Origin of the sequence: Pseudomonas sp. NBRC 111143, assembly GCF_001320965.1 — a bacterium.
Classification (GTDB): Bacteria; Pseudomonadota; Gammaproteobacteria; order Pseudomonadales; family Pseudomonadaceae; genus Aquipseudomonas; species Aquipseudomonas machongensis.
The window spans coordinates 35,355-47,480 of record NZ_BCBT01000003.1 but is presented as its reverse complement, the minus strand read 5'-3'; the positions used below and the strand labels follow the sequence as shown (position 1 = coordinate 47,480).

The following is a 12,126-nucleotide window of genomic DNA, read 5'->3' as shown; positions in this document are numbered from 1 at the left end:
TCAAGCGAACACCTGCAGGCTCTGCGGTGGCAGGGCCACCCAGATATCCTGCGAGCCCAGGCGCGGCATGGCTTCGGGCGCCAGCTCCGCGAGCAACGCGTGCCCCGGCAAGGCCTTGAGTTCGAAGCTCATGCGGCAGCGATTGCCGAGAAAAGTGAGTTCACGCACCTTGGCCGGGAACAGGTTCTCCTCGTGCACCAGCGGGTTGACCGTGATCGCCTCCGGACGGCAGAACAGCCGGCCACTGCGCGCACTCACCGCCCCCGGCGCCAGGCGCATGCTCATGCTGCCCACCTGGGCGTGGCTGTCGTCATGGCGCTGGAACGGCAGCCAGTTGCCCTGGCCAACGAACTCGGCAACGAACGGTGTGGCAGGCCGGTCGTAGATATCCTGCGGGGAGGCGTACTGCTCGACCTGCCCGTTGTTCATCACCGCGATGCGGTCGGCCATCAGCATGGCCTCGTCCTGGTTGTGGGTAACCATCAAGGTGGTGATGCCCAGCTTGCGCTGCAGTTGGCGCAGCTCGGTGCACAGGTGCTCGCGCACCCGCGCATCCAGCGCCGACATCGGCTCATCGAGCAACAGCACCGATGGCGATGGCGCCAAGGCACGAGCCAGGGCCACACGCTGTTGCTGGCCACCGGAGAGCTGGCTGGGGTATTTCTTTTCGCTGCCGGCCAGGCCAACCAACTCGAGCATTTCGGCGACCCGCTGACGCGAATGCTCGCGGCTGCCGCCCGTCAGGCCATAGGCGATATTGGCCTCGACGGTGAGGTTGGGGAACAGCGCATAGGACTGGAACAGGATGCCGTAATCACGGGCCTGGGGCGGCAGCTCGGAGATATCCCGCTCACCGATGTACAGCGAGCCCCGGTCCTGGCGTTCGAGGCCGGCGATACAGCGCAGCAGGGTGGTCTTGCCGCAGCCGGAGGGGCCGAGCAGGCAGACCAGCTCGCCGGCGGCGATGTCCAGGGACACGTCGTTCAGCGCGGTGAACGCGCCAAAACGCTTGTGGATACCGCGCACGTTCATGTGTGCGCCCGGGGTTGCGTGGTTCATGGCTGGGCCTCATCGAAGAGATGAGGGCCATGCTAGGAAGGCTGTGCGAAGGTTCTGTGGCGATCAGGGCAAAGTGGGTGATAGTGGCATTGGCGGATTTTGGTTGAGCGCCTGCAAACACGGGCTTGCCCGCGAAGAAGCCACAGGAAATCTAGAACCGAGCCCCCGCCACTTCCTGCGCCACCCCGAGAAACGCCGCCGGCAAGCGCGCCTGGCGCCGCTCCTTCAGGCAATACAGGTACTCGTGCATCAGCGGCGCACCCTCCAGCGCCAGCACCCGCAGCTCCGGGGTCAGCGGCACTTCATGGCGGGCAATGACACTGATGCCGATATTGCGCAGCACCGCTTCGCGGATCGACTCGCGGCTGCCGATTTCCAGCAGCGCACCAGCCTTCACCCCGGCCTCCTGCATCATCTGCTCGGTCAGCTTGCGCGTGGTCGAACCCGGCTCGCGCATCAACAGGCAATGCCCGCAGAGGGCTTCGATGCCCACCGCCTGGCGCTGCGCCAGGGGATGGCTACGGTGCACGGCCACGACCAGCGGATCGCTGCCCAGCACCCGGCGCACAAGGCGCGCATCCTCGACCAACTGCGACGAGCCGGCGATATCCACCCGGTACTCCTCGAGCATCTCCAGCACCTGTTGCGAGTTGCCGATCTCCACCGCCACCTCGACCTGAGGCAGGCGTTCACGGAACACCTTCACCAGGTCGAGAATGTAATACGGCGCGGTAGCGGCGACACGCAGGCTGCCCTGGGCCTGGCCACTGTTGCGCAGTTCGAACTCGATGTCCGCTTCCTGCTGCAACAAGGCCTTGACCCGCGGCAGGAGCCTGGCGCCCTCCTCGCTCAGCACCAGGCGGCGGCCGCCCCGATAGAACAGCTCGACCGCGTACTGGCTCTCCAGGTTGCGGATCTGCGTGGTCACCGTGGGCTGGCTGAGCCCAAGCTTCTTCGCCGCCAGCGTGATGCTGCCCAGGCGGGCCACCATGTAGAAGGCTTTGAGCTCCGAACCGAGCATGGCACCTCGTTATTTGCGCAACAGGCGCAAGCCGTTGAACACCACCAGCAGGCTCACGCCCATGTCGGCGAACACCGCCATCCACAGGGTGGCCATGCCGGCAAAGGTGATGGCCAGGAATATCGCCTTGACCCCCAGTGCCAGGACAATGTTCTGGATGAGAATCGCAGCGCTCTGGCGCGACAGCCTGACGAACGCCGGGATTTTGCGCAAGTCGTCGTCCATCAGCGCCACATCGGCAGTTTCGATGGCAGTATCGGTGCCGGCCGCCGCCATCGCGAAGCCAATCTCGGCGCGGGCCAGGGCCGGCGCGTCGTTGATGCCGTCACCGACCATGCCCACGCGGTGGCCTTGAGCGTAAAGATCTTCGATGGTCTTGAGCTTGTCGGCAGGCAGCAGGTTGCCCTCGGCGCGATCGATACCCACCTGAGCGGCGATGGCCTGGGCGGTGTGCGGGTTGTCGCCGGTCAGCATGACCGTCTTGATCCCCAACTCATGCAGCTCGGCGATGGCCTGGCGACTGCTGTCCTTCACGGTATCGGCCACGGCGAACAGCGCCAGCGGGCCGGAGCGATCGAGCAGCAACACCACGGTCTTGCCCTGGCGCTCAAGCACATCGAGCTCGACCTCGAGTTCCGGCGAGCACAGGCCCAGCTCCTCGACCAGACGATGGTTGCCCAGATGATAGGCCTGGCCGTCGATCTCGCCGCGCACCCCGCGCCCGGCCAGTGCTGCAAACTCCGCTACCTCTGCGAGGGCAACGCCCTGCTCCCGGGCATGTTGGGCGATTGCACGCGATACCGGGTGGTCGGAACGCTCGCCGAGGCTTGCAGCCAGCGCCTGGGCCCGACCTTCGAACAACGGCTCGAGCACCTTGAAGTCGGTCTGCACCGGCTTGCCGTGGGTGATGGTGCCGGTCTTGTCCAGGGCCAGGAAGTCCAGCTTGCGCCCGCCCTCGAGATAGACACCACCCTTGATCAGGATGCCCTTGCGCGCCGCGGCGGCCAGGCCGCTGACGATGGTCACCGGAGTCGAGATCACCAGCGCACATGGGCAGGCCACCACCAGCAGCACCAGGGCGCGGTAGACCCAGTCGAACCAGGCGCCGGCCATGAACAGCGGCGGGATGATCGCCACGGCCAGGGCCACGGCGAACACGGCGGGCGTGTAGATGCGCGAGAACTGGTCGACGAAGCGCTGGGTCGGCGCTCGTGCACCTTGCGCTTCTTCCACTGCCTTGATGATGCGCGCCAGGGTCGATTGCCCGGCAGCGGCGGTAACGCGGTATTCAAGCGCACCGGCCTGGTTGATGGTGCCTGCGAAGAGCTTGTCGCCCAGCGCCTTCTCGACAGGCAGGCTTTCGCCGGTGATCGGTGCCTGATCGACGCTGGATTGCCCACTGACGACCTCGCCATCCAGGCCGATACGCTCGCCCGGACGCACCCGCACCCGCGCTCCGATGGCCACCTCGCGCACCTCGACCTCGCGCCACTGGCCATCCGCCTGCTGCACGGTGGCCATGTCTGGCGTCAGCTGCATCAGGCCGCTGATGGCGTTGCGCGCCCGATCCAGCGAACGCGCCTCGATCAGTTCGGCGATGGTGAACAGCACCATGACCATAGCCGCTTCCGGCCACTGGCCGATCAGCACGGCACCGGTCACGGCGATGCTCATCAGTGCGTTGATGTTGAGGTTACGGTTCTTGAGCGCAATCCAGCCCTTCTTGTAGGTACCCAGACCGCAGCCGAGGATGGCGGCCAGTGCCAGCAGGGCCACCATCCACTCCGGCGCCAGCGCGGAGAAGTGCACGATTTCGGCGCCAATCGCCGCAAGACCCGACAACGCCAAGGGCCACCACCGGGTCTTGTGGGCGGCAGGGGCATTGGTACTGCCATCATCGTCTGCAGCCAGCGGCTCGGCCTTCATGCCAAGGCTGTCGATGGCGCGCTCGATCTGCGCGGTGCCGTCGAGGGTGTGGCGCACGCCGAGGATGCGGTTGATCAGGTTGAATTCCAGCTGCTCGATGCCAGCAAGCTTGCCCAGCTTGTCCTGGATCAGGGTCTGCTCGGTCGGGCAGTCCATCGCTTCGATGCGAAAACGGCTGAGACGCGCCTGGTCACTGGCCTTTTCGGTCAGTTGCACGAAGGCCGGCGCCGCTTTGCTGGCACAGCAGCTATGGGCCTGAGTGTCGTGGCAGGAAGACTTGGCGCCATGATCATGGCCGTGATCGTGGCCATGATCATGATCGTGCTTGTGGTCGTGACTGACAGGCTGGTTCATAGGTTCGCCCTGATAGAGAGTGCCCACTGACGGGGGGTTGTTGCCAAGTGAACACCCTGTAGCCACTATAGGGTCAAGCGATCCCAGGAGATTTCGTCATGAAGATCGGAGAACTGGCCAAGGCCACCGACTGCGCCGTGGAAACCATCCGCTACTACGAGCGCGAGCAATTGCTGCCCGAACCCGCCCGCACCGACGGCAACTACCGCCTGTACACCCAGGCCCATGTGGAGCGTCTGACCTTCATCCGCAACTGCCGAACCCTGGACATGACACTCGACGAAATCCGCAGCCTGCTGCGTCTGCGCGATACCCCCGAAGGTGCGTGCGGCAGCGTCAATGCGCTGATCGACGAGCATATCGAGCATGTACAGGCGAGGATCGACGGCTTGATGGCGCTGCAGACGCAGCTGGTGGAGTTACGCAGGCAGTGCAATGCACAGGGGGATGAGTGCGCGATTTTGCAGCAGTTGGAGGTCAACGGCGCGGTGTCGGTGCCGGAGACCGAGCATTCGCATGTGGGGCGTAGCCACGGGCATTGAGGCCGGTAAAGAGCTTCGCGGGCAAGTCGGAGCGCCGGTTCGGCGCTCCAATTTGCCCGCGAAAAGAACGACGCGGTTCTGAGTCAGACCGCCATCGGCGCCGTCATCGGCGCATGATGCTCATACCCTTCCAGCCAGAAATCACTCGGCTCGATCTTTTCCAGCCACTCAGGCTCATACACACCGGTCTCGGCAAACGCCGGCACACGGTCGCTGATCACCAGCTTCGGCGCCTCCAGCGGCTCGCGCTTGAGCTGCTCGTTGAGCATGTCCAGGTGGTTCTCGTACACATGGGCATCGCCGATGAAGTAGGTGAACCAGCGCGGGGTGTAGCCGGTCAGGCGCCCGAACAGCGACAGCAGCGCCGCACCTTCGGTGAGGTTGAACGGCGTGCCCAGGCCCAGGTCGTTGGAGCGAATGTAGAGCGTGAGGGAGATTTCCTTCGTCTCGACATTGGGGTGGAACTGGTACAGCAGGTGGCAGGGCGGCAGTGCCATCTCGTCGAGCTGGGCGCAATTCCAGCCGTGGAACAGGATGCGTCGGCTGCCCGGGTCGTTGGCGATGGTGTCCAGGCACTGGCGCACCTGGTCGATAGCCTTGTAGAGGATGACGAATGCCTGGCCGTCTTCTTCGTCCTTGGCGATCTGGCGGAAACCGGCTTTTTCCGCCATTTCAATGGCGGCCGGGTTGCTCAGCGGGATGCGCTTGTAGCCTGGCCACTGGCGCCATTGCACACCGTAGATCTCGCCGAGGTCGTCATGGCCCTGGCGGAAGGGGTTGGCCAGCCATTGGGCGTTCTCGTTGGCGTTCTGGTCCCAGACCTTGCAGCCAAGGTCGCGAAACTCGCCAGCATTCTTCACGCTGCGCAAGAAACCGACCATCTCGCCGATCGCCGACTTGAACGCCAGCTTGCGCGTGGTGATGGCCGGAAAACCCTTCTGCAGGTCGAAGCGCAACATGGCGCCCGGCAGGCTGATGGTGCGGATACCGGTGCGGTTGCCCTGCAGCGTGCCGTTCTCGATGACGTCGCGAACCAGGTCTAGATACTGTTTCATGGCCTACCTGTGGCAAGCACGGCAGGGGGATCGCCCCTGCCGTGGAATTATCAGTGGGCGGGTGTCGCCGTGGGTTTGCGATTATAAGCCCACCAGATCAAGGCGAGGCCAGCGACGATCATCGGTATGCAGAGAATCTGACCCATGGTCAGCCAGCCCCACGCCAGGTAACCCAACTGCGCGTCCGGCACGCGGACGAACTCGACGATGAAGCGGAAGATCCCGTAGAACAGCGCGAACATGCCGGAAACCGCCATGGTCGGGCGTGGTTTGCGCGAGAACAGCCAGAGGATCAGGAACAGCGCCACGCCCTCCAGTGCGAACTGGTACAGCTGCGATGGGTGACGGGGCAACTGCGCCGGATCGCTGAACGGCGGGAAGATCATCGCCCATGGCACGTCGGTCGGCTTGCCCCACAGCTCGGCATTGATGAAGTTGCCGATACGTCCGGCACCCAGGCCGATCGGCACCAGCGGTGCGACGAAGTCCATCAGCTCGAAGAACGACTTGTTGTTGCGCTTGCCGAACCACAGTGCCGCCAGCATCACGCCGATGAAACCGCCGTGGAACGACATGCCGCCTTTCCACACTTCGAAGATCAGCGTCGGGTTGGCCAGGTACTGGTGCAGGTCGTAGAACAGCACGTAACCCAAGCGCCCGCCGACGATCACGCCCATCGACAGCCAGAACACCAGGTCGGAGAGCTTCTCGCGGTTCCAGGTCGGGTCGAAGCGGTTCAACCGGCGCGAGGCGAGCAGCCAGGCACCGCCGATGCCGATCAGGTACATCAAGCCGTACCAGTGGATTTTCAGCGGCCCGAGGGCCACGGCCACGGGGTCGATCTGCGGGTAAGGCAGCATGGTGGTTCCTCTAGATCAAAAAGCTGAGGCCGACGCAGAACAGCAGCGCGGCAAACAGGCGCTTGAGCAGGCGCGGCGACAGCGTGTGCGCCAGACGCGCGCCGAAGCGGGCGAAAAACATGCTGGTGACGGCAATGCCGACCAGCGCGGGGAGATAGACATAGCCCAGACTGTGCGCGGGCAGGTGAGTTTCGTTCCAGCCCAGGATCATGAAACTCAGGGCACTGGCCAGGGCGATAGGCAAGCCGCAGGCCGACGAGGTGGCCACGGCCTTCTGCATGGGCAGGCTGCGCCAGGTGAGAAAAGGTACCGTGAGCGAGCCACCGCCGATACCGAAGATCGCCGAGGCCCAGCCGATCACCCCACCGGCAGCGATCAACCCAGGCTTGCCGGGGATGCCACGGCTGGCCTTGGGCCTGAGGTCAAGGGCCATCTGCAGCGATACCAGCAGGGCGAACACGCCGATGATCTTCTGCAGCATCGGCCCCTGGATCAACGAAGCGGTCTTGGCGCCAATACCCGCGCCGATGAGGATGCCAACGGTCATCCACAGGAACACCGGCCACTGTACGGCCCCCTTGCGGTGGTGTTCCAGCACGGCGTTGATCGAGGTGAAGACGATGGTCGCCAGCGAAGTCCCGACCGCCAGGTGCGTGAGGATCGAGGCATCGAAGCCCTGCAGGGTGAAGCTGAACACCAGCACCGGCACGATGATGATGCCGCCGCCCACGCCAAAGAGCCCGGCCAGTACGCCGGCGCAGGCGCCCAACAGCAGATAGAGCACGAATTCCATTCGCAGACCCTGTGAATACGATCCGGCATGGTAACGGAAGCCGGGGCTGCGCCTCTAGTGAACTCTGTGTCAGGTGATGGCAGTGCAGGCAGGCTGTGGGTAGAGTGGCACAAAACACCGAGGCCAACCCATGTGCCTGATCGTATTCGCCTGGCGGCCGGGGCACGCCCTGCCGCTGATCGTCGCGGCCAACCGCGACGAGTTCTACGCCCGCCCCACCCAGGCGCTGGCCACCTGGGAGGATGCCCCGGGCGTACATGCCGGGCGCGACCTCGAAGCCGGTGGCAGCTGGCTGGGCATAGGCCCCGGCGGGCGCTTCGCGGCGCTGACCAATATCCGCGACCCTCGCCAGCCGCTCGGGCCGCGTTCGCGCGGGGAACTGGTGGCCGCATTCCTGCAGGGCGAACTGGGCGTGGAAGCGTATCTGGACCAGGTCGCCAGCCGCAGCGCGCAGTACTCGGGGTTCAACCTGCTGGTGGGCGATGGCGAGCGGCTGGGCTACCTGCACGCCCGAGACCCGGCGCCACGGCTGCTGTCATCCGGCGTATACGGGCTGTCCAACGCCGGGCTGGATACGCCATGGCCGAAACTGGTGAAGGCGCGCTCTGCGCTGGGCGAGGTGCTCGAATCGGCAGACCCGCAGCAGCTACTGGCACTGCTGGCCGATGCTGCGCCAGCACAGGACGCTGAGTTGCCGGAGACCGGCGTAGGGTTGGCGACCGAGCGGTTGCTGTCGAGTGTGTTCATTGCCAGCCAGAATTACGGAACGCGGGCAAGTACCGTGCTGATCGTGGATGATCAGGGCAGAAGGCGGATGATCGAGCGCAGTTTCGGACCCTTTGGTGGGCATCTGGGGGAAGTGGAACTGAACCTCGTATGACTTTTCAGGCCTCTTCGCGAGCAAGTCCGCGAAGAGGCCTGTGAACGATCAAAGGCTCTTGTTCGGCCCGATCATCCGCGCCAGCCCAAGGTTCTTCAGCGCCAGTTGCAGCGAGCTGTGGATAACCTGCGGGTTGTCATGGGTCATGGCTTCGGTCAGCAGCTCACGGGCCTTGCTCATGTTGATCTGACGCAGCATCCACTTCACCTTCGGCAGGTTGGTGGCGTTCATCGACAGGCTGTCGAAGCCCATGGCCATGAGCAGGATCGCCGCTGCCGGGTCACCGGCCATCTCGCCGCAGATACTCACCGGCTTGCCTTCGGCGTGGGCGTCGCGCACCACGGTCTGCAAGGCTTGGAGCACCGCCGGATGGAGGTAGTCGTAAAGATCGGCGACCCGCGGGTTGTTGCGATCGACCGCCAGCAGGTACTGCGTGAGGTCGTTGGAGCCGACCGAGAGGAAGTCGACCTGACGCGCCAGTTCCTTGGTCTGGTAAACGGCCGCCGGAATCTCCACCATCACGCCAACCGGGGGCATCGGCACGTCGGTGCCTTCGTCACGCACTTCGCCCCAGGCGCGGTGGATCAGGTGCAACGCCTCTTCCAGTTCGTGGATGCCGGAGATCATCGGCAGCAGGATACGCAGGTTGTTCAGGCCCTCGCTGGCCTTGAGCATGGCGCGGGTCTGCACCAGGAAGATTTCCGGGTGGTCGAGGGTGACGCGAATGCCGCGCCAGCCGAGGAAGGGGTTTTCTTCCTTGATCGGAAAGTAGGACAGCGCCTTGTCGCCGCCGATGTCCAGCGTGCGCATGGTCACCGGCAGCGGATGGAAGGCCGCCAACTGCTCACGATAGATCGCCAACTGTTCCTTTTCGCTGGGGAAGCGCTGGTTGATCATGAACGGCACTTCGGTGCGGTACAGGCCCACGCCCTCGGCGCCACGCTGCTGGGCGCGGGCAACGTCGGCCAGCAGGCCGGTGTTGACCCACAGCGGCATGCGGTGGCCATCGGGAGTGACGCACGGCAGCTCGCGCAGGGCATCGAGCCCCTGGGCCAGCTGGCGCTCTTCCTCGACCACGTCGCTGTACTGCTTGCGCAGCACATCGCTGGGGTTGGTGTAGGCCTCGCCCTTGTAGCCGTCGAGAATCATCTCGATGCCATCGACCTTCGAATACGGCAGGTCGACCAGGCCCATCACCGTCGGGATACCCATGGCCCGCGCCAGGATCGCCACGTGGGAGTTGCCCGAACCCAATACCGACACCAGGCCGACCAGCTTGCCTTCCGGCACTTCGCCGAGCATCGCCGGGGTCAGCTCCTCGCTGACCAGAATGGTGTTGTCGGGGTAGACCAGCGTCTGCGAGCGGGCCTCCTGCAGGTAGGCCAGCAGGCGGCGGCCGAGGTCCTTGACGTCCGAGGCGCGCTCGCGCAGGTAATCGTCATCCATCAGCTCGAAGCGGCTGACGTGCTCGCCGACCACCTGGCGCAGCGCGCCCTGGGCCCACTGGCCGGTCTTGATGACCTCGGCCACTTCGCCACCAAGGGCGGCATCCTCGAGCATCATCAGGTACACATCGAACAGCGCACGCTCTTCGGGGCGCAGCTGGGTCGCAAGCTTCGCCGACAGCTTGCGCATGTCGGCGCGCACCCCTTCGAGGGCGTTGTTGAAGAGCTTGAGTTCGCCGTCGATGTCTTCGACGGTCTTGTCCGGAACCACTTCGAGGTCAGCGGGGGGCAGCATGACCACCGCGCGGCCGACGGCAGCGCCTGGCGAGCCCGGCACGCCAACGAAGCGTGCTTCCTGGATACCCTTGCCCTGGCGGCCCAGGCCGCGTATCGAGCCGGTAGCCTCGGCGTGGGCGATAACCCCGGCGAGCTGGGCGCTCATGGTCACGAGGAAGGCTTCTTCGCCTTCATCGAACTGGCGCCGCTCCTTCTGCTGGATGACCAGTACCCCGACCACGCGACGGTGGTGGATGATGGGGGCACCAAGGAAGGAGGCGAAGCGTTCCTCGCCGGTTTCGGCGAAGTAGCGATAGCGCGGGTGATCCGCAGCGTTCTCGAGGTTCAGCGGCTCTTCACGGGTGCCGACCAGGCCGACCAGGCCTTCGTTCGGGGCCATGCTGACCTTGCCGATCGAGCGCTTGTTCAGGCCTTCGGTGGCCATCAGCACGAAACGGTTGGTTTCCGGGTCGAGCAGGTAGACCGAGCATACCTGGCTGCCCATGGCCTCCTTGACGCGCAAGACAATGATACCCAACGCCGTCTTGAGATCTTTGGCGGAGTTCACTTCCTGGACGATCTTGCGCAGCGTATTGAGCATGGCTCGGGGTCGGACTCCGTCGTCAGTCGCGCGTCAACAGGCGCGGGGCTAGCTCTTTCAGGGCGCGGCGATACACCTCGCGCTTGAATGTCACCACCTGACCCAGCGGATACCAGTAGCTGACCCAGCGCCAGCCATCGAATTCCGGTTTTCCGGTCAGGTCCATCCGCACCCGCTGTTCGTTGCTCACCAGCCGCAGCAGGAACCACTTCTGCTTCTGGCCGATGCACAGCGGCTGGCTGTGCGTGCGGACCAGGCGCTGGGGTAAACGATAACGCAACCAGCCTCGAGTGCAGGCAAGAATTTCCACATCCTCGCGTTCCAGGCCAACTTCTTCGTTCAGCTCGCGGTACAGGGCATCCTCTGGGGTTTCGTCAGGGTTGATACCACCCTGTGGAAACTGCCAGGCATCCTGGTTGATCCGCCGAGCCCATAGCACCTGCCCGGCATCATTCGTGAGAATGATCCCGACATTGGGGCGAAAACCATCCGGGTCGATCACGGCAGCAACCTCGAAAACGCATGTCACCGCATTGTTCCACAAAGCTTGCGAGCGCAGCAACGCACCCGCCATAGCTTATGTGCAGCGAGGTGAAAACTCCGTATTCTGCGGGACTTCTTCCCGGAGGCTTCTGCGAGAAAACCCATGCGCCTGGCTTTATTCGACCTGGACAATACCCTCCTCGGCGGCGACAGCGATCACGCCTGGGGTGACTACCTGTGTGAACGGGGCATCCTCGACCCCATCGCCTACAAGCAACGCAACGACGCCTTCTATCAGGATTACCTCAATGGCACCCTGGACCTGCAGGCCTACCTGGCGTTCTCGATGGAGATCTTCGCCGCCACCGAACCTGCCCAGCTCGACCAATGGCACCGCGAATTCATGCGCGACTGCATCGAGCCGATCATCCTGCCCAAGGCACTCGCCCTGCTGCAGCAGCACCGCGAGGCTGGCGACAAGCTGGTGATCATCACCGCCACCAACCGCTTCGTCACTGCGCCCATCGCCCGCCGCCTGGGCGTGCGCACCCTGCTGGCCACCGAATGCGAGCGTGATGGCGAGCGCTATACCGGGCGTAGCACCGATATACCGTGTTTCCGTGAAGGCAAGGTGACGCGCCTGAAGCGCTGGATGCTGGAGAACGGCTACGATCTGCAAGACAGCTACTTCTACAGCGATTCGCTGAATGATCTGCCGTTGCTGGAGCAGGTGACGCACCCGGTGGCGGTGGACCCGGATCCGAAACTGCGTGAAGAGGCCGAGCGGCGAGGTTGGCCGGTGATTTCGTTACGCGATTGAGATCGCGGGGC

Annotated in this window: 11 protein-coding genes; 3 read left to right on the top strand and 8 right to left on the bottom strand. The window is 64.3% G+C overall.

Annotated elements, in window-relative coordinates; genetic code table 11:
- The 3 genes from APH44_RS02610 to APH44_RS02600 all read right to left on the bottom strand — a co-directional run bounded on the left by APH44_RS02610 (position 1) and on the right by APH44_RS02600 (position 4,360).
- The gene (locus APH44_RS02610; protein ID WP_054891137.1) at positions 1-1,059 is read right to left on the bottom strand and encodes a putative 2-aminoethylphosphonate ABC transporter ATP-binding protein; all 1,059 of its coding nucleotides are present in this window, start codon (positions 1,057-1,059) and stop codon (positions 1-3) included.
- Positions 1,060-1,210: 151 nt separating this feature from the next.
- Entirely contained in the window at positions 1,211-2,080 is an 870-nt protein-coding gene (locus APH44_RS02605; protein ID WP_054891136.1) for a LysR family transcriptional regulator, read from the bottom strand.
- 9 nt (positions 2,081-2,089) lie between these two features.
- Entirely contained in the window at positions 2,090-4,360 is a 2,271-nt protein-coding gene (locus APH44_RS02600) for a heavy metal translocating P-type ATPase (RefSeq protein ID WP_054891135.1), read from the bottom strand.
- 98 nt (positions 4,361-4,458) lie between these two features.
- On the opposite strand from APH44_RS02600, the gene cadR reads away from it, so the two are divergent.
- Positions 4,459-4,902: a cadmium resistance transcriptional regulator CadR gene (cadR, locus tag APH44_RS02595; RefSeq protein ID WP_054891134.1), complete on the top strand. Its 444-nt coding sequence runs from the start codon at positions 4,459-4,461 to the stop codon at positions 4,900-4,902.
- A gap of 83 nt (positions 4,903-4,985) precedes the next feature.
- Here cadR and APH44_RS02590 read toward each other — a convergent pair whose 3' ends face one another.
- Genes APH44_RS02590 through APH44_RS02580 form a run of 3 tightly spaced genes read right to left on the bottom strand, consistent with a single transcriptional unit; the run spans position 4,986 to position 7,610 of the window.
- Positions 4,986-5,957, bottom strand: a complete 972-nt coding sequence (locus APH44_RS02590; RefSeq protein ID WP_054891133.1) for a thymidylate synthase — start codon at positions 5,955-5,957, stop codon at positions 4,986-4,988.
- A gap of 50 nt (positions 5,958-6,007) precedes the next feature.
- Positions 6,008-6,817, bottom strand: coding sequence for a prolipoprotein diacylglyceryl transferase (lgt, locus tag APH44_RS02585; protein WP_054891132.1), 810 nt, complete (start codon positions 6,815-6,817; stop codon positions 6,008-6,010).
- Between the two features lie 10 nt (positions 6,818-6,827).
- Entirely contained in the window at positions 6,828-7,610 is a 783-nt protein-coding gene (locus APH44_RS02580) for a sulfite exporter TauE/SafE family protein (RefSeq protein ID WP_054891131.1), read from the bottom strand.
- 130 nt (positions 7,611-7,740) lie between these two features.
- Here APH44_RS02580 and APH44_RS02575 point away from each other — a divergent pair, with 130 nt between their 5' ends.
- Positions 7,741-8,490 (top strand): NRDE family protein, encoded by a 750-nt coding sequence (locus tag APH44_RS02575; protein WP_054891130.1) that lies wholly within the window; start codon positions 7,741-7,743, stop codon positions 8,488-8,490.
- Between the two features lie 48 nt (positions 8,491-8,538).
- On the opposite strand, the gene ptsP is transcribed toward APH44_RS02575, so the two are convergent.
- Both ptsP and APH44_RS02565 read right to left on the bottom strand, forming a co-directional pair.
- A complete protein-coding gene (gene ptsP / locus APH44_RS02570; protein ID WP_054891129.1) occupies positions 8,539-10,812 on the bottom strand; it encodes a phosphoenolpyruvate--protein phosphotransferase in 2,274 nt (757 codons plus the stop codon).
- A gap of 22 nt (positions 10,813-10,834) precedes the next feature.
- Entirely contained in the window at positions 10,835-11,314 is a 480-nt protein-coding gene (locus APH44_RS02565; RefSeq protein WP_029614755.1) for an RNA pyrophosphohydrolase, read from the bottom strand.
- A gap of 144 nt (positions 11,315-11,458) precedes the next feature.
- On the opposite strand from APH44_RS02565, the gene APH44_RS02560 reads away from it, so the two are divergent.
- Positions 11,459-12,115, top strand: coding sequence for an HAD family phosphatase (locus APH44_RS02560; protein ID WP_054891128.1), 657 nt, complete (start codon positions 11,459-11,461; stop codon positions 12,113-12,115).
- Positions 12,116-12,126: the final 11 nt, after the last annotated feature.

Excerpts from the sequence above, each read along its gene's own strand:
- APH44_RS02610 (WP_054891137.1), bottom strand. The coding sequence starts at position 1,059 with ATGAACCACGCAACCCCGGGCGCACACATGAACGTGCGCGGTATCCAC.
- APH44_RS02605 (WP_054891136.1), bottom strand. The coding sequence starts at position 2,080 with ATGCTCGGTTCGGAGCTCAAAGCCTTCTACATGGTGGCCCGCCTGGGC.
- APH44_RS02600 (WP_054891135.1), bottom strand. The coding sequence starts at position 4,360 with ATGAACCAGCCTGTCAGTCACGACCACAAGCACGATCATGATCATGGC.
- cadR (WP_054891134.1), top strand. The coding sequence starts at position 4,459 with ATGAAGATCGGAGAACTGGCCAAGGCCACCGACTGCGCCGTGGAAACC.
- APH44_RS02590 (WP_054891133.1), bottom strand. The coding sequence starts at position 5,957 with ATGAAACAGTATCTAGACCTGGTTCGCGACGTCATCGAGAACGGCACG.
- lgt (WP_054891132.1), bottom strand. The coding sequence starts at position 6,817 with ATGCTGCCTTACCCGCAGATCGACCCCGTGGCCGTGGCCCTCGGGCCG.
- APH44_RS02580 (WP_054891131.1), bottom strand. The coding sequence starts at position 7,610 with ATGGAATTCGTGCTCTATCTGCTGTTGGGCGCCTGCGCCGGCGTACTG.
- APH44_RS02575 (WP_054891130.1), top strand. The coding sequence starts at position 7,741 with ATGTGCCTGATCGTATTCGCCTGGCGGCCGGGGCACGCCCTGCCGCTG.
- ptsP (WP_054891129.1), bottom strand. The coding sequence starts at position 10,812 with ATGCTCAATACGCTGCGCAAGATCGTCCAGGAAGTGAACTCCGCCAAA.
- APH44_RS02560 (WP_054891128.1), top strand. The coding sequence starts at position 11,459 with ATGCGCCTGGCTTTATTCGACCTGGACAATACCCTCCTCGGCGGCGAC.